The following is a 22,570-nucleotide window of genomic DNA, read 5'->3' as shown; positions in this document are numbered from 1 at the left end:
AGCAGTGCGTTAACCATCATGGAGAGACCTGCAATGCCCAGCCCACTGCGCCCGGATCAACGTCGGTTTCCCCTGCACGTCCATATCAGCGTGATGTTCACTTTCCTGCTGTTGCTGACGGGCGTGGTGCTGGGCCTTTTCAACTACCAGCAAACCACGCAGATCATTCTTTCCAGCAGTGAAAAGCTCTTCAACCGCATCGAGCAGGACGTCCGTCTCGACCTGCACGCCACTTATGAACCAATTCGCCATCTGCTGACCCTGCTGGCGGAATACCCGGCGACCCAGGCACCTGACCTGGCGCAACGCCTGGCGCTGCTCAAACCCTTCAGCCAGTCGCTCAAGGACAACCCCGACCTGGCCTCGTTGTATCTGGGCTATGGCAACGGTGATTTCTTCATGGTTCGGCCCTTGCGAACCCCCGAGCTGAAAACGCTCCTCAAGGCACCGGATACTGCGGCTTATCAGGTATGGAGCATTGAGCGAACAGGCAACAGCGGTCAGGTCCACTCCCAATCATTGTTTTTCGATCAGGATCTGGCCCTCATCAGCCGCCAGGACAACCTCGACGAAACCTACGATCCGCGAACCCGCGCCTGGTATGCCAACGCCCATAGCGACAGCGATCAGATCACTACCGAACCCTACATCTTTTTCTCCACCCACAATGTCGGCACTACCCTGGCCCGGCGCAGTGGCGAACAGGCTGTCATGGGTGCCGATCTGACCCTGGCGGAACTCTCCGCGACCCTGGCCAAACATGTCGTGACCCCCAATACCGAAATAGTGCTGTTCGATGCTGAAGGGGATGCCATCGCGTATCCCGACAGCCGCAAACTGATCATCGACGATCAGACTGCCCGCCTGATCAAAGCCGCCGACCTGAGCCCCAGCCTTGGCGCATTGCTCAACAATCCACTCGCAGGCAACCGCCTGAATGTCGCCGGTCGTCAATGGATCGTTGCCCGCAGCAGCATGCAGGAAGGCGGCCCCCAAGGGCTGCAACTGGCGCTGCTGGTGCCGGAAGATGAGTTACTCGTCGATGCCTACCGCATGCGCTGGCAAGGCGCGCTGATTACCCTGGCCACGCTGTTGCTGTGCCTGCCGGTGGGCTGGCTGACCTCGCGGGTTCTGGTCAAACCCCTGCGCGCGCTGGTGCGGGAGGCCGATGCGGTTCGCAGTTTCGACTTCAACTTCCCGGCCTCGCGTCGCTCTCCCGTGCTCGAAGTCGACCAACTGAGCGTGTCGATGACGCGCATGAAAGACACCCTGGCGAGTTTTTTCCAGATCACCGACAGCCTGAGCGCCGAGACTCGCTTCGCCCCCTTGCTGGAACGCGTTTTGTTTGAAACCGTGAAAATCGGCCAGGCCCAGGCCGGTCTGATCTACCTGCGTGAAAGTGATGGCGATCGCATGGAACCCCATGGTCTGGTCCTCAACGGCACGTCACGGGCATTGTCGTCATTTGATCTTCAAGGACATGAACTCCAGGCTCCGCAAAGCCCTGCATGGCTACAACAGCTGTCGAATGCCGACAACGTCGTCACCACGTTTGGTTTTGAACAGGCCGGGGATTTGCAAAAGGTATTGCTTGCACTGGAGTGTCCCCGCGTCCATCTGATCGGTATTCGGTTACACAATCGTCATAACGAAACCGTGGGCCTGCTGGTCCTGCTGTTGGCCGATACCGGCCAGCAGAGCGATCTGGAGAAACTTCGTCCGGACCGCATCGCGTTCCTCCAGGCCGTGTCCGGCGCGGCCGCCGTGAGTATTGAAAGTCAGCGTCTGCAAGCCAAACAAAAACAACTGCTGGATTCCTTCATTCAACTGCTGGCGGGTGCGATTGACGCCAAAAGCCCCTACACCGGCGGTCACTGCCAGCGAGTACCGGCGCTGACCCTGATGCTCGCCCAAGCCGCCGCTGCCAGCCAGGACCCGGCCTTCAGTGGCTATCAACCCAACGAAGATGAATGGGAAGCGCTGCACATCGCCGCCTGGCTGCACGACTGCGGCAAGGTCACCACGCCGGAATATGTGGTCGATAAAGCCACGAAGCTGGAAACCCTTAACGACCGTATTCACGAAATCCGCACCCGCTTCGAAGTACTCAAGCGCGATGCCTGGATCAACTATTGGCAAGCAATGGCCCTGGGCGGTAACGAGCAGCACCTGGCCGAACTGCGTAACACCACGCTGGCGGGGCTGGACGATGATTTCGCGTTCGTTGCCCGCTGCAACCTGGGTGGCGAGGCGATGGCCGAATCCGACCAGCAACGCCTGCGCAGCATCGCCCAACGCACCTGGACCCGAACCCTGGATGACCGGTTGGGCGTTTCCTGGGAAGAGAATCGGCGTCAGGCGCGGACCCCGGCACCGACACTGCCGGTCAGCGAGCCATTGCTGGCGGACAAACCCGAGCACCTGGTCGAACGGCCCGAAGCCGAACTGATTCCGCAGGACAATCCCTGGGGGTTCAAGCTCGATGTGCCGCGCTACAAGTACAACCGGGGCGAGCTGTACAACCTGAGCATTGCCCGAGGCACCCTGACCCGCGAGGAGCGTTACATCATCAATCACCACATGGTGCAGACGATTCTGATGCTCAGCCACCTGCCCTTCCCCGGCCACCTCGCCAACGTCGCGGAGATCGCCGGCGGCCACCACGAGAAAATGGACGGCACCGGGTATCCCAAACAGTTGAAGCGCGAAGAAATGAGTCTGCCGGCGCGGATGATGGCGATTGCCGATATTTTCGAAGCCCTGACCGCCGCCGATCGACCCTACAAGAAAGCCAAGTCCTTGAGCGAAGCGCTGGGCATCATGGCCACGATGTGCCGGGATGCCCACATCGATCCTGAGTTGTTCGGGCTGTTCGTCAACGCGCAAATCTACTTGCAGTACGCCGATCGATTCCTCGATCCCCAACAGATCGATGCGGTTGATCCGACAAGCCTGCTGGTCAAGGCAGGCCTGGCATGATCAGCAGTCGGTCAGGCGCAGGAAAATCGCCGCCAATTGCTCAATACCGGCCTGATCTTCAGCGCTGAAACGCGCCAGTTTCGGGCTGTCGAGGTCCAGCACGCCAATCAATCGACCGTCCTTGACCAGTGGCACCACCAGTTCGCTGTTCGATGCGCTGTCGCAAGCGATGTGCCCGGGGAACGCGTGCACGTCCTCGACCAACTGGGTCTGCAAAGTGGCCGCCGCCGCTCCGCACACGCCTCGGCCGAACGGAATCCGTACGCAGGCGATTTGTCCCTGAAACGGGCCAAGTACCAGTTCTTCGTTGCGATTGAGGTAGAACCCGGCCCAGTTCAGGTCATCGAGCTGGTTGAACAGGAACGCAGAAAACTGCGCGGCGTTGGCAATGAAATCCCGCTCGTGCGCCAGCAATGACTCCAATTGCGCCCACAGCATGCCGTAGCCTTCGAGGCCCTGGCCGCTCTTTTGTAAATCGATCATGCCTTGTGCTCCAACAGCTTCAGCCCGACCCAATAGCGGGCAAATTGATACGCGCAACGTCCGTTGCGATTACCGCGGCCCGTGGCCCAGCGAACTGCGAGGATGTCCAGTTCTTCGTCTCGCTGCCACTTGAGGCCCGCCTTGTCGGCCAGTTGACCGATCCAGTGTTCGACGACGTTAAGGAAGTGCTCCTGGGTAAACGGATAGAACGACAGCCACAATCCAAAACGATCCGACAGCGCAATCTTGTCTTCCACCGCCTCGCTGGGATGGAGTTCGCCGTCAACGCGTTTCCAGTTTTCGTTATCGCTTTCCTTTTCCGGTACCAGATGGCGACGGTTGGACGTGGCGTACAGCAAGACGTTATCCGGTGCCTGTTCGAGAGAGCCGTCGAGCACGCTTTTGAGCACGCGATAATCGCCCTCGCCCGACTCGAACGACAGGTCATCGCAGAACAGCACAAAACGCTGGGGCAGCTTGGCGATCTGTTCGACCACTCGCGGCAAGTCCGCCAGGTGATCGCGCTCGATCTCGATCAGCCGCAGACCGGCCTTCGCGTGTTCGGCCAGCAAGGCGCGAATCAGCGATGATTTACCGGTGCCGCGCGAGCCCCAGAGCAACGCGTGGTTGGCCGGCATGCCATCGAGGAACTGCTGAGTATTTCGCCCCAGTTGCTCCCGTTGCCGGTCGACACCGATCAGGTCGGACAAACGCATGTCGAGGCTGACTTCCAGCGGCAACAGAAATCCGCTGCGACCCTCGCGCTGCCAGCGTGCGGCAAGGCAATGATTCCAGTCGATCGCTTGCCGAGGGGCGGGCAGCAGCGGTTCGATACGGGCCAAAACGGCATCGGCGCGTTCAAGAAAAGCATTTAATCGGGAATCCACATCTTCTCCTCGGGCTCGTTCACAGTAATGATGGCGATACAGCGACGAAACACAGCGTTCGGTGTCAGGTTCAGCCCTTTGCACAAGGGCTCGCGAGAACATCGGTATCCATGCATCATCGGCTATGCTTGAGCAGCGAAGGGAAACGGAAGTGGTTCAACACCCCATGGATATCAAGTTCACCAACCGGCTGTCCTACAAGCAAGCCAGGCTTACTGTGCTGGTCGGTTTCATTCTGGGCACGCTGCTCAGCCTGCTGCAAATAGGCATCGATTATGCCAGTGAAGACGCCTCCATCAACCGCGAAATCCTGTCTTTGCTGGAAATCAGCCATAACCCCGCGTCCCGCATCGCCTACAACATCGACGCCGAACTCGCTCAGGAACTGACCCTGGGTCTGTTGCACTCGCCGGCGATCATCGGCGCGCAATTGATCGACAACAACAATAACGTGCTGGCCAACGTCAAACGCCCAGGCGTGCAAAGCAGCTATCGAGTGATCAGCGACTTCCTGTTCGGCGCCAACCGGCAGTTCGAAGACCGTCTCTACCTGGATCACTTGCCGACCGAATCCCTCGGCACCCTGCGTCTGGACGTCGACACCTATTCATTCGGGAACCGGTTCCTGCGTCGGGCCGAGGTGACCCTGCTCAATGGCTTCGCTCGCAGCCTGCTGCTGACCGGCATCCTGCTGGCGTTGTTCTACGTGATGCTGACCAAGCCTTTGGTGCGGGTCATCCGTGAACTCAGCAGTCGCGACCCGCGCAGTACAGAGTCGACGTCGCTGGAGTGTCCGACGGACCATGAAAACGATGAAATCGGTGTACTGGTCAAAGTTGCCAATCAACAATTCGAAAACATCGCCACCGAAATCCAGCAGCGGCGCAACGCCGAAAACCGCCTGACCGACTACCTCGGGCAACTGGAGAACATCGTCTCGGCCCGCACCGCGGAACTCAAGGCGATCAACTCGCGGCTCAGCCAATCCAACGAGGAGCTGGAAGTCGCCCGCCGCACCGCCCTGGACATGGCCGAAGCGCGCTCGGTGTTCCTGGCCAACATGAGCCACGAGATCCGCACGCCGCTCAATGGCCTGCTGGGGATGATCGCGCTTTCCCTGGACGGCCCGCTCAATGCCGAGCAACAGCAACAGCTGTCCATCGCCCATGACTCGGGCAAAGTACTGGTGGAACTGCTCAACGATATTCTCGATTTGTCGAAGTTCGATGCCGGCCAACTGGAGCTCGAACATATTCCGTTCGACCTCGGTTCGCTGATTGAAGACACCGCCAACCTGCTATCGCAAAACGCCGCGCCGAGTGTCGAGCTGAGCTGCCTGATCGACCCACAGTTCCCGGCCCTGGTGCTTGGGGATCCGACCCGGGTCCGACAGATCGTCAGCAACCTCTTGTCCAACGCCCTCAAGTTCACCCGTTTCGGTCGTGTCGATGTGCGCCTGTCGACGTTCGGAGACGGCGTCAGAATCGAAGTCTGCGACACCGGCATCGGTATCGCCCAGGATGCCCAGGTCAAGATCTTCCAACCCTTCACACAGGCGGGTGCCGGCATTACCCGGCAATTCGGCGGAACCGGGTTGGGCCTGGCATTGACCTACAACCTCTGCGAAGCCATGCAAGGGCGTCTCACCATCAGCTCGGAAGCAGGCTTCGGCAGCCAGTTCTGTGCAGACCTGCCGCTGCCCAGCCACACCCGCGCCCTTCCCCCGGCCTCTTTACAGGGCAAGGTCATCGCCATCACCGCCGCCAGCAGCGGTCTGGCAGAACTGTTGAAAAGTGTATTACCCGGCTGGGGGCTCGACTATGAGCAGCGTTCCATCGATGACTCGTTACTGGGCCTGAATCCCGACGTACTGATTACCGATTGCCCCGAATGCCTGTTTGGCCTGCGTCCTTCGTGTACAGCCCCCATTTTGCTGGTCACCGCTTACGGCAATTTCATGCCCAGCGAACAAGCCCTCGCCCTCGCTCCCTTACAGCAACAGGCGCGGCCTCTGGCACGCAACGCGCTGTACCAGACGCTGCGGCGAACCCTGCAGCCGGAACTCAACACGATCAACGGTGCCCGGCTTGACGCCCTTTCCCCACAACGACGCGGACGCGTGCTGCTGGTGGAGGACAATCCGGTCAACCAACTGGTGGCCAAGGGGATGCTCGGAAAACTCGGTTGCGAGGTGATTGTCGCCGGTCACGGTGGGGAGGCGCTGGATCAGCTGGAGCAGAGCGAATTCGATCTGGTGCTGATGGACTGCAACATGCCGGTGATGGACGGCTACGAGGCCAGTCGGCAAATCCGTCGCAGCGGACGCTGGCCACAGCTGCCCATTGTCGCCCTGACCGCCAACGCCATGTCCGAAGAGCGCGAACGCTGCCGTGCGGCAGGCATGAGCGATTACCTGGCAAAACCCTTCCGCCGGGAAGAGTTGGCGGCCCTGCTGGACTTGTGGGTTCCTACTACGACAGCGCTTTGATTTGCCCCAAAAGGTGATCAAGGCCATCGCGCAGATCATTCAGGCGATCCAGATCCACACCGCTGTCGCATAACAGACGGGCCTTGAGCGGCCCGACCTGATCGCGCAAAGCCTTGCCGGTTGGCGACAGGCTCAAGTGCACTTCCCGCTCGTCCCGCGCCGAGCGCTGACGCTGAACCAGTTGCAGTTGCTCAAGACGCTTGAGCAACGGCGTCAGCGTGCCGGAATCCAGCGCCAGGCGTTCGCCCAACGCCTTGACCGTCGGTTGCTCAGGGGCCGCCTCCTGCCATTCCCACAACACCAGCATCGCCAGGTATTGCGGGTAGGTCAGGCCAAGCTGATCGAGCATCGGCTTGTAGGCGCGGATCACCGCCCGGGAAGCGGCGTACAGTTTGAAGCACAGTTGACTGTCAAGCTTCAGGGAATCGACTGACAAGGTGTTCATTTGAGCAGGGCTTCGATCTCGCGGGTCAGGTCCTGCGGCTTGGTCGCGGGGGCGAAGCGCTTGACCAATTGGCCGTCCTTGCCAATCAGAAACTTGGTGAAGTTCCACTTGATGCCTTGGGAACCCAGCACACCCGGCGCGCGCTTTTTCAATTGAACGAACAGCGGATGGGCACCTGCGCCATTGACTTCAATCTTTTTGAACAGCGGAAAACTGACGCCGAAGTTCAACTCGCAGAACTCGGAAATCGCCCCTTCGTTGCCTGGCTCTTGCTTGCCGAACTGGTTACACGGAAAACCCAGCACCACCAAACCTTGATCCTTGTAGGTCTGCCACAACTCTTCAAGGCCTTTGTACTGCGGGGTGAAGCCGCATTTGCTCGCGGTGTTGACCACCAGCACGGCCTTGCCGGCGAAATCGGCCAGGGTCTTTTGCTCACCCTTGATGGTGGTGCAAGGGATGCTCAGCAGGTTGTCGCTCATGGCTCGGACTCTAAATGAGGGAAGATGAGACGAACATAGCGAGCAATTGAATTGTGTGCAATTTAATAAATCGATTGCAGAACAACCGTAGGAGCATGGCTTGCCGGCGATGGCGTTCTTGAGATCGCCATCGTCGGATCGCCGCCCGGAGCAAGCTCGGCTCCTACAGGGCTCGCATTACGAGCGCGGTACCAGGTCCAGGCACACCGAGTTGATGCAATAACGCAGGCCGGTCGGCGGCGGACCGTCCGGGAACACGTGCCCCAGGTGCGCATCGCATTTGGCGCAGACCACTTCGGTGCGGATCATGCCGTGGCTGACGTCACGGATCTCGACCATGGCGCTGTCGCCAATCGGCGCATAAAAGCTCGGCCAGCCGCAGCCGGAGTCGAATTTGGTTTTGGAGTCGAACAGCGGCTCGTTGCAGCAGATGCAGTGGTAGACACCGTCAGTTTTGGTGTCGTTGTACTTGCCGGAGAACGGTCGCTCGGTGCCCTTGAGGCGGCAAACGTTGTACTGCTCCGGGTCGAGCATCGCCTTCCATTCTTCCTGGGTTTTTTCCAACTTTTCCATCGTCACACCTCAGCAGCTGAAAAAGCCCGATCTGTACCTTTTCCACGGATCGGGCGGCACGTATGATTGCGCCTCGTCAAACGCCAGTCTGGCAGCCAGACCACGCGCATTCAAACGGATTTATGGGTGCTGCTTCTCAAGGCGTCAGGCCTGTGTGAATACGCAGGATTCCCAGCACGGTCGTTCATACGCCGCCTGGATCGTTCATTTTCGGGAACACATCGCCATGCAGGTCAGCAAATCGAACAAGCTCGCCAACGTCTGCTACGACATTCGCGGCCCAGTGCTCAAGCACGCCAAACGCCTGGAAGAGGAAGGCCATCGCATCCTCAAGCTGAACATCGGCAACCCGGCGCCTTTTGGTTTCGAAGCGCCGGATGAAATCCTCCAGGACGTCATCCGCAACCTGCCGACTGCTCAGGGCTACAGCGATTCCAAAGGTCTGTTCAGCGCCCGCAAGGCCGTGATGCAGTACTACCAGCAAAAGCAGGTAGAAGGCGTCGGCATTGAAGACATCTATTTGGGCAACGGCGTTTCCGAGCTGATCGTGATGTCGATGCAGGCCCTGCTCAACAACGGCGACGAAGTGCTGGTGCCGGCACCGGACTACCCGCTGTGGACTGCCGCGGTGAGCCTGTCGGGCGGCAACCCGGTGCATTACCTGTGCGACGAGCAGGCCAACTGGTGGCCGGATCTGGCCGACATCAAGGCCAAGATCACCCCGAACACCAAAGCACTGGTGATCATCAACCCGAACAACCCGACCGGCGCGGTGTATTCGAAAGAAGTCCTGCTGGGCATGCTGGAACTGGCCCGTCAGCACAACCTGGTGGTTTTTTCCGACGAAATCTACGACAAGATTCTGTACGACGATGCCGTGCACATCTGCACGGCTTCCCTGGCGCCAGACCTGCTGTGCCTGACGTTCAACGGTCTGTCCAAGTCTTATCGCGTGGCAGGTTTCCGTTCCGGCTGGATCGCCATTTCCGGCCCGAAACACCACGCCCAGAGCTACATCGAAGGCATCGACATGCTGGCGAACATGCGCCTGTGTGCCAACGTGCCGAGCCAGCATGCGATCCAGACCGCCCTCGGCGGCTACCAGAGCATCAATGATCTGATATTGCCCAACGGACGCCTGTTGGAACAGCGCAACCGTACCTGGGAACTGCTCAACGACATTCCCGGCGTGAGCTGCGTCAAGCCAATGGGCGCGCTATATGCATTCCCACGGATCGACCCGAAAGTCTGCCCGATCCATAACGACGAAAAATTCGTGCTCGACCTGCTGCTATCGGAAAAGCTGCTGGTGGTTCAAGGCACCGCCTTCAACTGGCCATGGCCGGACCACTTCCGTGTGGTGACCCTGCCGCGCGTGGACGACCTGGACATGGCCATCGGACGTATCGGCAACTTCCTCAAGTCCTATCGCCAATAACCTGCCTGTCACCGTGCGACGCTTGCGCAAGTCGCACGGTGATTGATTCAGCAACATTTCTTTGCACCCTGCCGAACATCGCTTCTTCAATCGCTGACTGATGACTCGTTGTGTGCTCGCGTCTAACAACGGCGGGGTTTACGACGTAAATTGGCTGACAAACACTTCCTGCATCGACGTCGGAAATGCCCTTCAAACAGCTAGACTGTTGCCGTAGGACACAGTTTGAAATAGTCACCCGGTTGAATAGCCCGAGTCAGCACCTTATATACCCCGCAGTACGCTACATCTTTAGCATGAGGAGATTTCTACAACCATGATGCGCATCCTGCTGTTTTTGGCCACTAACCTGGCGGTCGTGCTGATTGCCAGCATCACCCTGAGCCTTTTCGGCTTCAACGGGTTCATGGCGGCCAACGGGGTTGATCTCAACCTCAATCAGCTGCTGATTTTCTGTGCGGTCTTTGGTTTCGCCGGCTCGCTGTTCTCGCTGTTCATCTCCAAGTGGATGGCGAAGATGAGCACCAGCACCCAAATCATCAGCCAGCCGCGCACACGTCACGAGCAATGGCTGCTGCAGACCGTCGAGCAATTGTCCCGGGAAGCCGGGATCAAAATGCCTGAAGTCGGTATTTTTCCGGCCTACGAGGCGAACGCCTTTGCCACCGGCTGGAACAAGAACGACGCGTTGGTCGCGGTCAGCCAAGGGCTGCTCGAGCGTTTCTCGCCTGATGAAGTGAAGGCCGTTCTGGCCCACGAAATCGGCCACGTCGCCAATGGCGACATGGTCACCCTGGCATTGGTCCAGGGCGTGGTGAACACCTTCGTGATGTTCTTCGCACGGATCATCGGCAACTTTGTCGACAAGGTGATCTTCAAGAACGAAGAAGGCCAGGGCATCGCCTACTACGTGGCGACCATCTTCGCCGAACTGGTCCTGGGCATTCTGGCCAGCGCCATCGTCATGTGGTTCTCGCGTAAACGCGAATTCCGTGCAGACGAAGCCGGTGCACGTCTGGCCGGCACCGCCGCAATGATCGGCGCCCTGCAACGCCTGCGTGCCGAACAGGGGCTGCCGGTGCACATGCCGGACACCCTGACGGCTTTCGGCATCAACGGCGGCATCAAACAGGGGTTCGCCCGCATGTTCATGAGCCACCCGCCGCTGGAAGAGCGTATCGACGCGTTGCGTCGTCGGGGCTGAGAGGTTCCGCACTAAAAGAAAAGGCCCGCAGTGAATGCGGGCCTTTTTTTTGTCTGCGGATTTTTGCAGTGTGCTTCAGGGCCTCTTCGCGAGCAAGCCCGCTCCCACATTGGATCTTCGGTGCACAGAGATCGAGTGTGGGAGCGGGCTTGCTCGCGAAGAGGCCAGCACAAACAACATCAATTACCGGCTGGAAACCCGATAAACCCGCTCTTCAAGCCGCGTAACGCCGCTTTCCAGGAACTTCCAGCTTTCGCCCAGAACGTCCTGGTCCTCCAGAATCTTCAGCTCCCACGAAGCACCGAACAACCGCTGCACTTCGTCATCCAGCACGGCAAAGGGCGGCCCTTCCATTTGTGCCTGGTCGTAATCCAGGGTAATCAGCAGCCCCAGCGAATCCTTCGGCACAATCCGCTTCAGATGCTCAGCGTATTGCTCGCGCATCTTCGGTGGCAAGGCGATCAACGCAGCGCGGTCGTACAGCGCACTGCAATCGGCGACATCGCCGGCCGTCAACGCGAAGAAATCACCACACCAGATCTCGATCGAGCCCGCCCGATAGACCGTGAAGGGGCCTTGATCGCTGACGTCCGGGTCAAATTGATGCTCGTGGAAAAAGTCTTCCACCGCTTTTTCCGACAACTCGACGCCCAGCACCTCGTGACCGCATTTCGCCAGCCACAGCAAATCCAGGCTTTTCCCACATAACGGCACCAGTACGCGCGCGCCCTCTTCCAGGCCCAGCTGCGGCCAGTACCGTTGCAGATATGGATTCACTTCCGGCAGGTGAAAGCCGATCTGATTCGACGTCCACCGCTTGTGCCAAAACTCCGGCTGCATAATTAATCCCGAAAATTCGATCAAAAGACCCTAAAACTTATATTAGATTTAGATCAATGATCTGACTGAAGATGATGCCATCTTACCCCTCAGGAGCTCATTCATGTTCCCCAGCCTCTACATATCCCATGGCTCGCCCATGTTGGCACTGGAACCAGGTGCCAGCGGGCCCGCCCTCGCTCGCCTGGCCGCAGAATTGCCGAAACCCAAAGCCATCGTAATTGTTTCTGCGCATTGGGAAAGCAATGAATTGCTGGTCAGCGGCAACCCCCAGCCTGAAACCTGGCATGACTTCGGCGGCTTTCCGCAGGCATTGTTCGACGTGCAATACCCGGCGCCCGGCAATCCACAATTGGCCGCAGAGGTTGTCGAACTGCTGAAAAGCGATGGCCTGCCCGCACGCATCGACGCCGAACGACCATTCGACCATGGTGTCTGGGTGCCCTTGTCATTGATGTATCCACAAGCCGACATCCCCGTGGTGCAAGTCTCGCTACCCACCCGCGGCGGTCCGGCCTTGCAGACCCGCGTCGGTCATGCCCTGGCCAGTCTGCGCGAACACGGCGTGCTGTTGATCGGCTCCGGGAGCATCACCCACAACCTGCGCGAACTGGACTGGCACGCCGGCACAGAAAGCGTCGAACCCTGGGCCCAGGCCTTTCGTGACTGGATGATCGAAAAACTCGCTGCCAACGACGAAACCGCGTTGCACGATTACCGCCAGCAAGCACCGAATGCAGTGCGCAACCATCCCAGTGATGAACACCTGTTGCCGTTGTACTTTGCGCGCGGCGCGGGAGGGACATTCAGCGTGACCCACAAGGGATTCACCATGGGCGCCCTGGGCATGGACATTTACCGATTCGGGTAATGACAGAACCGAGGCCTGTGGCGGCCAGGCTCAGACCACATCAACCCCGACGTGAATCGCATCGTGCCGCCAAAACTCCAGATCACAATCGATCAACCGCTCATGTTGATCGTAATTGACCCGAGCGATGCGCAACCCCGGACTCCCCACCGACACCCGTAAAGCCGCCGCCGCATCCACCGACAACGCCGTCGGCACAATCTCGAAACGCACCCGCCCATAGTGCAAGTCGTAATGCCGCGCATACAGCTCTGTAATCGACTGATTCAGATCGAAATCCAGAATCCCCGGAAAAAACTGCGGATTCAAATAGTGCTCTACATACAACACCAGCCGCTCATCAATCCGCCGTGCCCGGCAAATCTGAATCACGCTGGACAACGCCGGCAACTGCAACCAGGCACAGACCGCCGCCGACGCCGGTTGCAACCGCGCGGAAATCACCTCGGTAGACGGCACCCGCCCCTGTGCACTGACCATCGCGTGAAAGTGACTGCGCTGCATCAGGTTATAGGCCAGGCGCGGTGGCGATACGAACCAGCCACGGCGCTCCTCCCGATAAATCTGCCCCTGGGCTTCCAGTTGCAACAACGCTTCACGCACGGTAATCCGCGTGGTCCCGAACAACTCACTGAGCTTGCGCTCGGCCGGCAGTTTGCTCCCGGGCGCCAACAGGCCATGGTCGAGCTGTTCCTGCAGAACCTGCCCGATGGCTGTCACCGCTTTGGTTGTCTCGATGCGCATCAACGTTACCTATCTGGACTAGACCAGCACTGTTTCGGGGCGGAACCGCGATTCAAATCGGTTCCCTCAACTCCCGACAAGCCTAGGCACTGCACATGACTGACAGATGACAAAGCCGCCGAACGGTTGATCCAGACACCTGCAAATTCACGGCCAAGTCCTTTTATATCAGCCTATTAGCCATGGTCTACGCTTACTCCGAAGCCTGAGCATTGCCGCTCAAGAAATATAGGCCGACCGGTCGTCGACATCAAAATGTCATCAGAGACGCCTAAATTGGCTCAGGTATTGCTGACCTAGACCAACATAACCGCAATCGCAGCGTTGAAAACGCCCAAAGGAGCTTCGGATGAAACAGCTTTTCCTGGCCTCACTGTTAGGCTCGACCATTGCCATGTGTACCGCCGCGATGGCGGCTGATAGCGATTTGAAAACCCTGGAAGCCGCGGCGAAAGCGGAAGGAGAGGTCAACAGCGTCGGCATGCCCGACAACTGGGCCAACTGGAAAGGCACCTGGGATGACCTGGCCAAGAACTACGGCCTGAAACATATCGACACCGACATGAGCTCGGCCCAGGAAATCGCCAAGTTCGCCGCTGAAAAAGACAACGCCACTGCCGATATCGGTGATGTCGGTGCAGCGTTCGGTCCGATCGCGGTGAAACAAGGCGTTGTTCAACCTTACAAGCCAAGCACCTGGGATCAGATCCCGAGCTGGGCAAAGGATAAGGACGGCAACTGGGCGCTCGCCTACACCGGCACCATCGCGTTCATCGTCAACAAAAAGTTGCTGCACGGCTCCGACGCTCCGACCAAATGGGCTGACCTCAAGAACGGCAAATACAAAGTTTCCATCGGTGATGTGAGCACCGCAGCCCAAGCCGCCAACGGTGTTCTGGCTGCCGCGCTCGCCAATGGTGGCAATGAGAAAAACCTCCAGCCGGCGCTGGATCTGTTTTCCGAGATCGCCAAACAAGGCCGCCTGTCGATGGCTAACCCGACCATTGCCACCATGGAAAAGGGTGAAATCGAAGTCGGCGTGGTCTGGGACTTCAACGGTCTGAGCTACAAGGCCAAAATGGTCAACCCGAATGATTACACCGTGCTGATTCCATCCGATGGCTCGGTGATCTCCGGTTACACCACCATCATCAACAAATACGCCAAGCACCCGAATGCCGCCAAACTGGCCCGCGAATACATCTTCAGCGACGCCGGCCAGATCAACCTGGCACGCGGTAACGCCCGTCCGATCCGCGCCGAGCATCTGACGCTGCCGGCCGAGGTTCAGGCCCAGTTGCTGCCTAACGAGCAGTACAAAAAGGTCACGCCGATCAAAGACGCCGACGCATGGGAAAAGACCTCCAAAGCCCTTCCGCAGAAGTGGCAGGAAGAAGTCATCGTCAATATGAAGCAATGATGCAACCCTCGTAGGAGCAAGGCTTGCCCGCGATGGCTTCACCTCGGTCACCAGACAGACCGGGGTGCCTGCATCGCGAGCAAGCTTTGCCCCTACAGGTGTTTTGAATATCTGTTTAGCGGAGTTCCAGCCCCTATGAAGCACAACGTCATCCTTGTCGTGCTCGACGGCCTTAATTACGAGGTCGCCCGTCACGCCATGGGGCACCTGCAGGCTTATGTCGGCGCAGGACGCGCGGCGCTCTACAAACTGGAGTGCGAATTGCCGGCACTGTCCCGACCGCTTTACGAGTGCATCCTGACCGGCGTCACGCCGATCGACAGTGGCATCGTCCACAACAACGTCTCACGCTTGTCCAACCAGCGCAGCATCTATCACTACGCCAGCGATGCCGGCCTTGTCACCGCCGCCGCGGCCTATCACTGGGTCAGTGAGCTGTATAACCGTTCGCCGTTTAGTGCGCCGCGGGATCGTCACACCGACGACCCGGACCTGCCGATCCAGCACGGCCATTTCTACTGGAACGATCACTACCCGGACTCGCACCTGTTCGCCGACGCCGAAAACCTGCGCCTGCGTCATGCGCCGAACTTTTTACTGGTCCACCCCATGAACATCGACGACGCCGGGCACAAGCACGGTCTCGACACCTCGCAGTACCGTAACAGCGCCCGCTCGGCCGACATTATTCTGGCCGACTATCTGCAAACCTGGCTCGACGCCGGGTATCAGGTGCTGGTGACCGCCGACCATGGCATGAACAACGACCGCTCCCACAACGGCTTGCTGCCGGAAGAACGCGAAGTACCGCTGTTCGTCCTCGGCGACGCTTTCAGCTTCAATGCCAACGCCGCACCGAAACAGACTGAAATCTGCGGCACCGTCTGTGAACTGCTGGGTGTGCCCCACGACAAACCTGTATGCCGGGAGCTGCTCAAGTGAACACCATGAAGCGCGGAAAATGGCTGGCAGCCTTGTGCCTGGTGCCTTTTGCACTGTTCTTTATCGTGTTCCAGATCGCGCCGCTGTCCTGGGTGATGATCAACAGCCTGCAATCGGAAGAGTTCGGCTGGGGCATCGCCAACTTCACCAGGATCTTCAATTCGAAGTTCTATCTGCAGGCGATCCAGTTCAGCCTCGAGATCAGTTTCTGGTCCAGCGTGTTCGGGATCATCATCGCGGTGCTCGGCGCCTACTCCCTGCGCCGGGTCGACTCGAAACTGCGCAACTTCGTCAACGCCTTCGCCAACATGACCAGCAACTTTGCCGGCGTGCCTTTGGCCTTCGCGTTCATCATTCTGCTGGGCTTCAACGGTAGCTTCACCATCATGCTCAAGCAGGCCGGGATCATTCAGGACTTCAACCTGTATTCGAAAACCGGGCTGATCATTCTCTACACCTACTTCCAGATTCCGCTGGGCGTGCTGCTGCTCTACCCGGCCTTTGATGCCCTGCGCGAAGACTGGCGTGAATCCGCCGCGCTGCTCGGCGCCAATGGCTGGCAGTTCTGGCGGCACATCGGTTTGCCCGTGCTGACCCCGGCGCTGCTCGGTACGTTTGTCATCCTGCTGGCCAACGCCCTGGGCGCCTACGCCACGGTGTACGCCCTGACCACCGGCAACTTCAACGTGCTGCCGATCCGCATCGCAGCGATGGTTTCCGGCGACATTTCCCTGGACCCGAACCTGGCCAGTGCCCTGGCCGTGGTGCTGGTGGCGTTGATGACCCTGGTGACCATCGTGCATCAGTTGCTGTTGAAGAGGAGCTACCATGTCTCGCGCTGAACTGAGCCCCGTCGGGGTCTATCACCGGGTGGTGGTGTATTTGCTGTTTGCCATCCTGTTGCTACCGTTGCTCGGAACGCTGATCTACTCGATCGCCAGCAGTTGGTCGGCGACCATTCTGCCCAGTGGCTTCACCGTTAAATGGTACGTGGAGCTGTGGAGCGACCCGCGGTTTCTTCATTCGTTCGGCCAATCGCTGCTGGTCTGCGTCGGCTCGCTGATTCTGTCCGTGGTGCTGATTCTGCCGTTGCTGTTTGTGGTGCATTACCATTTTCCGAAACTCGATGCGCTGATGAACATCCTGATCCTGCTGCCCTTCGCGGTGCCGCCGGTGGTGTCGTCGGTGGGTCTGTTGCAGCTCTACGGTTCGGGGCCGTTCGCGATGGTCGGGACGCCGTGGATTCTGATCGGCTGCTACTTCACCGTGGCGCTGCCGTTCATGTACCGGGCGATCACCAACAACTTGCAGGCGATCAACCTGCGAGACCTGATGGACTCCGCCCAACTGCTCGGTGCCAGCACCTGGCAAGCGGCGTTCCTGGTGGTGCTGCCAAACTTGCGCAAAGGTTTGATGGTGGCGTTGCTGCTGTCGTTCTCGTTCCTGTTCGGTGAGTTCGTGTTCGCCAACATCCTCGTCGGGACCCGCTACGAAACCCTGCAGGTCTACCTCAACAACATGCGCAACAGCAGCGGCCACTTCACCAGTGCGCTGGTGATTTCCTATTTCTTCTTTGTGCTGGTTCTGACCTGGGCTGCCAATATTTTGAACAAGGACAAAAGCCAATGAGCTTCGTCAGCGTCCAACACCTACTGAAAAGCTACGCGGGCACCACGGTGTTCAGCGATATCAACTGTGAAATCCAGAAGGGTGAGTTCGTTACCCTCCTCGGCCCGTCCGGTTGCGGAAAGTCCACACTGCTTCGCTGCATCGCCGGGCTGACCTCGGTGGACGGCGGCAAAATCCTGCTCGATGGCCAGGACCTCGTTCCGTTGAGCCCGCAGAAACGCGGGATCGGCATGGTGTTCCAGAGCTACGCGCTGTTTCCGAACATGACCGTCGAGCAGAACGTCGCCTTTGGTTTGCGCATGCAGAAGGTCAACGCCGACGACAGCCACAAGCGTGTTGCCGAAGTACTGAAACTGGTGGAGCTCAACGACTTCGCCGCGCGTTATCCGCATCAACTGTCCGGCGGCCAATGCCAGCGAGTCGCCCTCGCCCGCTCGTTGGTGACCCGGCCTCGCCTGTTGTTGCTGGATGAACCGCTGTCGGCCCTGGATGCACGGATTCGCAAGCACCTGCGCGAACAGATCCGTCAGATCCAGCGTGAACTCGGCTTGACCACCATCTTCGTCACTCACGATCAGGAAGAAGCCCTGACCATGTCCGACCGAATTTTCTTGATGAATCAGGGAAAGATCGTACAGAGCGGCGATGCCCAGACCCTTTACACCGCACCCATCGATATCTTTGCCGCAGGTTTCATCGGCAACTACAACCTGCTGGACGCCGACAGCGCCACAAAACTGCTGCAGCGACCGATTACCCACCGCATCGCGATTCGCCCGGAAGCCATCGAACTGAGCCTGAACGGCGAACTCGACGCACAAATCCGCAGCCACAGCCTGTTGGGCAACGTGATTCGCTACCGGGTCGAAGCCAGGGGCGTGGAATTGGTGGTAGATGTGCTGAACCGCTCGGCGGCCGATTTGCATCCCGATGGTCAGCGTCTGGCGCTTTCCATCGATCCGACGGCCCTGTGTGAGGTAGCCTGATGACTTTGCTGATGTTGAAGAGAGAACCGCACTGATGGCCCTGGCAATTTTTGATTTGGACGAAACCCTGATCCACGGCGACTGCGCCACCCTCTGGAGCGAACAAATGGGTCGCCTGGGTTGGGTCGATCCCGAGTCGTTCATGCGTCAGAACAATGAACTGATGGACGCCTACAGCCACGGCAAACTGCGGATGGAGGAGTACATGACCTTCAGCCTGGAGCCGATGATCGGGCGCACCCCCGAAGAGGTCGACCATTTGGTAGGGCCTTGGGTGGAAGACTTCATCGAGCCGATCATTTTCAGTGACGCCACCAAAGCCATTGCGGCCCATCGCAAGGCCGGCGACCGGATTTTGGTGATTTCGGCGTCGGGCACGCACTTGGTCAGGCCGATAGCCGATCGTTTGGGCATTGACGAGATTCTCGGCATCGAGCTGGAAGTGGCACATGGGGTGTATAGCGGCAACACCGTTGGCACGCTGACCTACCGCGAAGGCAAGATCACGCGTTTGCTGGAGTGGCTGGATGCGGAAGAGGAAAACCTGGAAGGCGCCAGTTTCTATTCCGACTCACGCAATGATTTGCCGTTGCTGCTGAAAGTAGATTTCCCACACGTGGTAAACCCGGATCCGGTACTGCTTGAACACGCTGAAAAAGCCGGCTGGCCGATCCATACCTGGAAGTAACCGAAAATCAATGTGGGAGCGGGCTTGCTCGCGAAGGCGTTGTGTCATTCAACAAATGTGTTGAATGTAAGTCCGCCTTCGCGAGCAAGCCCGCTCCCACAGGGATCAAACCAGGCTTTCGTCGATCACCAACACCAACTTTCCCGACACCTTATTAGTCGCCAACTCCGCAAACGCCGCTTCGGCGTCCTTGATCGGGAAGGTCTTGGCCAATTGCGGGCTCAAACGCCCTTCGGCAAACAGCGGCCAGACATGTTGGCTGAGATCGCTGAACAGATCCGCCTTGAACTGTTCGTCGCGGCTGCGCAAGGTCGAACCCAGCAATTGCACGCGCTTGGCCAGTACCTGCGCCAGATCCAGCTGCGCCTCACGACCGCCCATCAGGCCGATCAGCACCCAACGACCATCGAGCGCCATCAGTTTCAGATTCAGCGCGGCATAGTTGCCGCCCACCGGGTCGAGAATCACATCGAACGGCCCCAGGTCACTCAAGCTGTCCAGATCCCCGTTGCGCACGACCCCACCTTGGGCGCCCAGCGCTTCGCAGTAAGCCAAACGCTCGGCGGAACCGACGCTGACCCAGCACGGGTTACCAAACGCCTTGCACAGCTGAATGGCAGCTGAACCGATTCCACTTGCTCCAGCGTGCAGCAGAACTTTCTCACCCGGCTTGAGCGCAGCCAGTTGAAACAAATTCAGCCAAACGGTCGCATACACTTCTGGCAGCGCTGCCGCCTCAGCCAGGGACAAACCTTCGGGAACCGGCAACACATGCCGTCCGTCGACAACTACCTCCTCGGCCATCCCGCCCCCGGCCAGCAAGGCGCAAACCCGATCCCCGACCTGCCAGGACGAGCCCGGGCCCACCTCGCTGATCACCCCCGAACACTCAAGACCCAGTACCTGACTGGCTCCCGGCGGTGGCGGATAAAGACCCGCTTTCTGTAACAAATCGGCGCGATTGAGACCCGCAGCCGCCACTCGAATCCGAACTTGTCCTACATCGCATGTAGGACTGGGCTCTTCAACCCACTCCACTCGACCTTCAACGCCTTGCAATGCTTTCACAGTGCCTCCATAGTGAGTCTGGACTGAGCCCGTAGCTGTAGCGCCGGGCTTTCTTGCATTATGCGACCGGCCCTTGGGTCTGTACGAAAGCTAACAGGCAGTTTCCATACAGAGACTAGTGGTACCGGCGACTTCAAAGACGGCCTAATATGCGTGATCAATTGTCCCCGCGTCGAATCAGCATGAAGCATTTTTTCCCCAGCACCGCCCTAGCCCTATTCATTGGTATCGGTCTGTTGCCGATGTCTACCCATTCGTTTGCAGCCAATAGCTGGGACAAGCTTCAGCCTGATCGTGACGAAGTGATCGCCAGCCTGAACGTCGTCGAATTGCTGAAGCGCCATCACTACAGCAAGCCGCCGCTCGATGACGCGCGCTCCGCGATCATCTATGACAGCTACCTCAAACTGCTGGACCCGTCGCGCAGCTACTTCATGGCCAGCGACATTGCCGAATTCGACAAGTGGAAAACCCAGTTTGACGATTTCCTCAAAAGCGGCGACCTGAATGCCGGGTTCACCATCTACAAGCGCTACCTGGACCGCGTCAAAGCGCGTCTGGACTTCGCCCTTGCCGAGTTGAACAAAGGCGTCGACAAGATCGACTTCACCACCAAGGAAACCTTGCTGGTCGATCGCAAGGACGCCCCTTGGCTCAAGTCCACCGCAGAACTCGACGACCTGTGGCGCAAACGCGTCAAGGACGAAGTCTTGCGGCAGAAGATCGCGGGCAAGGACTCCAAGCAGATTCAGGAAACCCTGACCAAGCGTTACAAGAATCAGTTGACGCGCCTGGACCAAACCCGTGCGGAAGATATCTTCCAGGCGTACATCAATACCTTCGCCATGTCCTACGACCCGCATACCAACTATCTGTCGCCGGATAACGCGGAAAACTTCGACATCAACATGAGCCTGTCCCTCGAAGGCATTGGCGCCGTGTTGCAGAGCGACAACGACCAGGTGAAAGTCGTACGTCTGGTACCTGCCGGCCCGGCCGACAAGACCAAAATGGTTGCACCGGCCGACAAGATCATCGGTGTTGCCCAGGGCAACAAGGAAATGGTCGACGTGGTCGGCTGGCGCCTGGACGAAGTGGTCAAGTTGATCCGTGGGCCCAAAGGCACCGTGGTGCGCCTGGAAGTGATCCCGGCCAGCAATGCACCGAACGACCAGACCAGCAAGATCGTCCCGATCACCCGCGAAGCGGTGAAGCTTGAAGACCAGGCGGTGAAGAAGTCGGTCCTCAACCTGAAACAGGACGGCAAGGACTACAAGCTCGGCGTCATCGAGATCCCGGCCTTCTACCTGGACTTCAAGGCTTTCCGTGCTGGCGATCCGGATTACAAGAGCACCACTCGCGACGTCAAGAAACTGCTGACCGAGTTGCAGAAAGACAAGGTCGACGGCGTGGTCATCGATCTGCGCAACAACGGCGGCGGCTCCCTGCAGGAAGCCACCGAGCTGACCAGTCTGTTCATCGACAAAGGTCCGACCGTTCTCGTGCGTAATGCCGATGGTCGGGTCGATGTACTGGAAGATGAAAACCCGGGAGCCTTCTACAAAGGGCCAATGGCGTTGCTGGTCAACCGCTTGTCTGCCTCGGCTTCGGAAATTTTTGCCGGCGCCATGCAGGACTATCACCGCGCATTGATCATCGGTGGCCAGACCTTCGGTAAAGGCACCGTGCAGACCATTCAGCCGCTGAACCATGGCGAACTGAAACTGACGCTGGCCAAGTTCTACCGGGTTTCCGGCCAGAGCACCCAGCATCAGGGCGTACTGCCGGACATCGATTACCCGTCGATCATCGACACCAAGGAAATCGGCGAAAGCGCACTGCCTGAAGCCATGCCGTGGGACACCATCCGCGCGGCCATCAAGCCTGCGGTCGATCCGTTCAAACCGTACATTTCGCAGCTCAAATCCGAGCATGACGTACGCTCGGCCAAAGACGCGGAGTTCGTGTTCATCCGCGATAAACTGGCCCTGGCGCAGAAACTGATGACGGAAAAAACCGTCAGCCTCAATGAAGCCGATCGTCGTGCACAACACGCCGATATCGAAGCCAAGCAACTTGCCATGGAAAACATCCGTCGCAAGGCCAAGGGTGAAGAGCCGCTCAAAGAGCTGAAGAAAGAAGATGAAGACGCGATCGCGGCCGAGCCAGACAAGACCAAACCAGAAGACGATGCCTACCTGAGCGAGACCGGGCGGATTCTATTGGACTACCTGAAACTCAATACCGCGGTAGCCAAGCACTAAGTTGTAACAAGCAAGATGATGGCAATTTAATGCTGACGCTCTCCGGAGCGTCATCATACAGTCATCATTCTGTCGTGAAATAAAGGACTGGGAGCTCCTCTTTACCCAAGAGAGTGCTCCCAGTCCTTTTTTTATCGCC

General features: G+C 58.6%; 20 protein-coding genes. 12 read left to right on the top strand and 8 right to left on the bottom strand.

Annotated elements, in window-relative coordinates:
- Positions 1–33 precede the first annotated feature (33 nt).
- On the top strand, positions 34–2,979 hold the full coding sequence (locus KW848_RS19035) for an HD domain-containing phosphohydrolase (protein ID WP_218537713.1): 2,946 nt from the start codon (positions 34–36) through the stop codon (positions 2,977–2,979).
- On the opposite strand, the gene KW848_RS19030 is transcribed toward KW848_RS19035, so the two are convergent.
- Positions 2,980–3,462, bottom strand: coding sequence for a GAF domain-containing protein (locus KW848_RS19030; RefSeq protein ID WP_218537712.1), 483 nt, complete (start codon positions 3,460–3,462; stop codon positions 2,980–2,982). It lies immediately after the preceding gene.
- On the bottom strand, positions 3,459–4,349 hold the full coding sequence (locus KW848_RS19025) for an ATP-binding protein (protein WP_111452371.1): 891 nt from the start codon (positions 4,347–4,349) through the stop codon (positions 3,459–3,461). The genes KW848_RS19030 and KW848_RS19025 overlap by 4 nt, the downstream gene beginning before the upstream one ends.
- 166 nt (positions 4,350–4,515) lie before the next feature.
- Here KW848_RS19025 and KW848_RS19020 point away from each other — a divergent pair, with 166 nt between their 5' ends.
- Positions 4,516–6,837 carry a response regulator gene (locus tag KW848_RS19020; protein ID WP_305729602.1) on the top strand — a complete coding sequence of 774 codons (2,322 nt, stop codon included), beginning with the start codon at positions 4,516–4,518 and terminating at the stop codon, positions 6,835–6,837.
- Here the strand turns inward: KW848_RS19020 and KW848_RS19015 are convergent.
- The 3 genes from KW848_RS19015 to msrB all read right to left on the bottom strand — a co-directional run bounded on the left by KW848_RS19015 (position 6,821) and on the right by msrB (position 8,337).
- Entirely contained in the window at positions 6,821–7,282 is a 462-nt protein-coding gene (locus KW848_RS19015) for a MarR family winged helix-turn-helix transcriptional regulator (protein WP_008145868.1), read from the bottom strand. The two genes, KW848_RS19020 and KW848_RS19015, sit on opposite strands and share 17 nt — an antisense overlap.
- Positions 7,279–7,764 (bottom strand): glutathione peroxidase, encoded by a 486-nt coding sequence (locus tag KW848_RS19010; RefSeq protein ID WP_008002671.1) that lies wholly within the window; start codon positions 7,762–7,764, stop codon positions 7,279–7,281. The genes KW848_RS19015 and KW848_RS19010 overlap by 4 nt, the downstream gene beginning before the upstream one ends.
- 177 nt (positions 7,765–7,941) lie before the next feature.
- Complete coding sequence (gene msrB, locus KW848_RS19005; protein ID WP_111452373.1) at positions 7,942–8,337, bottom strand: peptide-methionine (R)-S-oxide reductase MsrB; 396 nt, start codon at positions 8,335–8,337, stop codon at positions 7,942–7,944.
- Between the two features lie 226 nt (positions 8,338–8,563).
- On the opposite strand from msrB, the gene KW848_RS19000 reads away from it, so the two are divergent.
- Both KW848_RS19000 and htpX read left to right on the top strand, forming a co-directional pair.
- Positions 8,564–9,775: a pyridoxal phosphate-dependent aminotransferase gene (locus tag KW848_RS19000; RefSeq protein ID WP_111452405.1), complete on the top strand. Its 1,212-nt coding sequence runs from the start codon at positions 8,564–8,566 to the stop codon at positions 9,773–9,775.
- Positions 9,776–10,091: 316 nt separating this feature from the next.
- The gene (htpX, locus tag KW848_RS18995) at positions 10,092–10,979 is read left to right on the top strand and encodes a protease HtpX (RefSeq protein WP_008145865.1); all 888 of its coding nucleotides are present in this window, start codon (positions 10,092–10,094) and stop codon (positions 10,977–10,979) included.
- 183 nt (positions 10,980–11,162) lie between these two features.
- Here htpX and KW848_RS18990 read toward each other — a convergent pair whose 3' ends face one another.
- Positions 11,163–11,819, bottom strand: a complete 657-nt coding sequence (locus tag KW848_RS18990) for a thiopurine S-methyltransferase (protein ID WP_008145864.1) — start codon at positions 11,817–11,819, stop codon at positions 11,163–11,165.
- Positions 11,820–11,922: 103 nt separating this feature from the next.
- Between KW848_RS18990 and KW848_RS18985 the strand changes: the two genes are divergently transcribed.
- Complete coding sequence (locus KW848_RS18985) at positions 11,923–12,690, top strand: class III extradiol ring-cleavage dioxygenase (protein WP_111452376.1); 768 nt, start codon at positions 11,923–11,925, stop codon at positions 12,688–12,690.
- 30 nt (positions 12,691–12,720) lie between these two features.
- Here the strand turns inward: KW848_RS18985 and KW848_RS18980 are convergent, their stop codons facing one another.
- Complete coding sequence (locus KW848_RS18980) at positions 12,721–13,434, bottom strand: UTRA domain-containing protein (protein ID WP_008145862.1); 714 nt, start codon at positions 13,432–13,434, stop codon at positions 12,721–12,723.
- Positions 13,435–13,783: 349 nt separating this feature from the next.
- Here KW848_RS18980 and KW848_RS18975 point away from each other — a divergent pair, with 349 nt between their 5' ends.
- From KW848_RS18975 to KW848_RS18950, 6 genes are all read left to right on the top strand, one after another.
- Positions 13,784–14,854 carry an ABC transporter substrate-binding protein gene (locus KW848_RS18975; RefSeq protein ID WP_111452377.1) on the top strand — a complete coding sequence of 357 codons (1,071 nt, stop codon included), beginning with the start codon at positions 13,784–13,786 and terminating at the stop codon, positions 14,852–14,854.
- Between the two features lie 135 nt (positions 14,855–14,989).
- Positions 14,990–15,796 (top strand): alkaline phosphatase family protein, encoded by an 807-nt coding sequence (locus KW848_RS18970; RefSeq protein WP_111452378.1) that lies wholly within the window; start codon positions 14,990–14,992, stop codon positions 15,794–15,796.
- 5 nt (positions 15,797–15,801) lie between these two features.
- A complete protein-coding gene (locus KW848_RS18965) occupies positions 15,802–16,638 on the top strand; it encodes an ABC transporter permease subunit (protein WP_165934027.1) in 837 nt (278 codons plus the stop codon).
- Complete coding sequence (locus KW848_RS18960; protein WP_134102889.1) at positions 16,625–17,425, top strand: ABC transporter permease; 801 nt, start codon at positions 16,625–16,627, stop codon at positions 17,423–17,425. The genes KW848_RS18965 and KW848_RS18960 overlap by 14 nt, the downstream gene beginning before the upstream one ends.
- Entirely contained in the window at positions 17,422–18,411 is a 990-nt protein-coding gene (locus KW848_RS18955) for an ABC transporter ATP-binding protein (RefSeq protein ID WP_008145851.1), read from the top strand. The genes KW848_RS18960 and KW848_RS18955 overlap by 4 nt, the downstream gene beginning before the upstream one ends.
- 34 nt (positions 18,412–18,445) lie before the next feature.
- A complete protein-coding gene (locus KW848_RS18950) occupies positions 18,446–19,099 on the top strand; it encodes an HAD family phosphatase (protein WP_218537710.1) in 654 nt (217 codons plus the stop codon).
- Positions 19,100–19,204: 105 nt separating this feature from the next.
- On the opposite strand, the gene KW848_RS18945 is transcribed toward KW848_RS18950, so the two are convergent.
- Positions 19,205–20,167 carry a zinc-binding dehydrogenase gene (locus tag KW848_RS18945; RefSeq protein WP_111452380.1) on the bottom strand — a complete coding sequence of 321 codons (963 nt, stop codon included), beginning with the start codon at positions 20,165–20,167 and terminating at the stop codon, positions 19,205–19,207.
- Positions 20,168–20,349: 182 nt separating this feature from the next.
- On the opposite strand from KW848_RS18945, the gene KW848_RS18940 reads away from it, so the two are divergent.
- Positions 20,350–22,431 (top strand): carboxy terminal-processing peptidase, encoded by a 2,082-nt coding sequence (locus KW848_RS18940; protein WP_218537709.1) that lies wholly within the window; start codon positions 20,350–20,352, stop codon positions 22,429–22,431.
- The last annotated feature ends 139 nt before the right edge of the window (positions 22,432–22,570 follow it).

The sequence above is a fragment of the Pseudomonas sp. PDM25 genome (genome assembly GCF_019219045.1).
In the GTDB taxonomy this organism is placed as follows: domain Bacteria; phylum Pseudomonadota; class Gammaproteobacteria; order Pseudomonadales; family Pseudomonadaceae; genus Aquipseudomonas.
The sequence above is the reverse complement of the archived record's forward strand: the minus strand, read 5'-3'. Positions and strand labels throughout refer to the sequence as shown.

Excerpts from the sequence above, each read along its gene's own strand:
- KW848_RS19035 (WP_218537713.1), top strand. The coding sequence starts at position 34 with ATGCCCAGCCCACTGCGCCCGGATCAACGTCGGTTTCCCCTGCACGTC.
- KW848_RS19030 (WP_218537712.1), bottom strand. The coding sequence starts at position 3,462 with ATGATCGATTTACAAAAGAGCGGCCAGGGCCTCGAAGGCTACGGCATG.
- KW848_RS19020 (WP_305729602.1), top strand. The coding sequence starts at position 4,516 with ATGGATATCAAGTTCACCAACCGGCTGTCCTACAAGCAAGCCAGGCTT.
- KW848_RS19015 (WP_008145868.1), bottom strand. The coding sequence starts at position 7,282 with ATGAACACCTTGTCAGTCGATTCCCTGAAGCTTGACAGTCAACTGTGC.
- KW848_RS19010 (WP_008002671.1), bottom strand. The coding sequence starts at position 7,764 with ATGAGCGACAACCTGCTGAGCATCCCTTGCACCACCATCAAGGGTGAG.
- msrB (WP_111452373.1), bottom strand. The coding sequence starts at position 8,337 with ATGGAAAAGTTGGAAAAAACCCAGGAAGAATGGAAGGCGATGCTCGAC.
- KW848_RS19000 (WP_111452405.1), top strand. The coding sequence starts at position 8,564 with ATGCAGGTCAGCAAATCGAACAAGCTCGCCAACGTCTGCTACGACATT.
- htpX (WP_008145865.1), top strand. The coding sequence starts at position 10,092 with ATGATGCGCATCCTGCTGTTTTTGGCCACTAACCTGGCGGTCGTGCTG.
- KW848_RS18990 (WP_008145864.1), bottom strand. The coding sequence starts at position 11,819 with ATGCAGCCGGAGTTTTGGCACAAGCGGTGGACGTCGAATCAGATCGGC.
- KW848_RS18985 (WP_111452376.1), top strand. The coding sequence starts at position 11,923 with ATGTTCCCCAGCCTCTACATATCCCATGGCTCGCCCATGTTGGCACTG.
- KW848_RS18980 (WP_008145862.1), bottom strand. The coding sequence starts at position 13,434 with ATGCGCATCGAGACAACCAAAGCGGTGACAGCCATCGGGCAGGTTCTG.
- KW848_RS18975 (WP_111452377.1), top strand. The coding sequence starts at position 13,784 with ATGAAACAGCTTTTCCTGGCCTCACTGTTAGGCTCGACCATTGCCATG.
- KW848_RS18970 (WP_111452378.1), top strand. The coding sequence starts at position 14,990 with ATGAAGCACAACGTCATCCTTGTCGTGCTCGACGGCCTTAATTACGAG.
- KW848_RS18965 (WP_165934027.1), top strand. The coding sequence starts at position 15,802 with ATGAAGCGCGGAAAATGGCTGGCAGCCTTGTGCCTGGTGCCTTTTGCA.
- KW848_RS18960 (WP_134102889.1), top strand. The coding sequence starts at position 16,625 with ATGTCTCGCGCTGAACTGAGCCCCGTCGGGGTCTATCACCGGGTGGTG.
- KW848_RS18955 (WP_008145851.1), top strand. The coding sequence starts at position 17,422 with ATGAGCTTCGTCAGCGTCCAACACCTACTGAAAAGCTACGCGGGCACC.
- KW848_RS18950 (WP_218537710.1), top strand. The coding sequence starts at position 18,446 with ATGGCCCTGGCAATTTTTGATTTGGACGAAACCCTGATCCACGGCGAC.
- KW848_RS18940 (WP_218537709.1), top strand. The coding sequence starts at position 20,350 with ATGAAGCATTTTTTCCCCAGCACCGCCCTAGCCCTATTCATTGGTATC.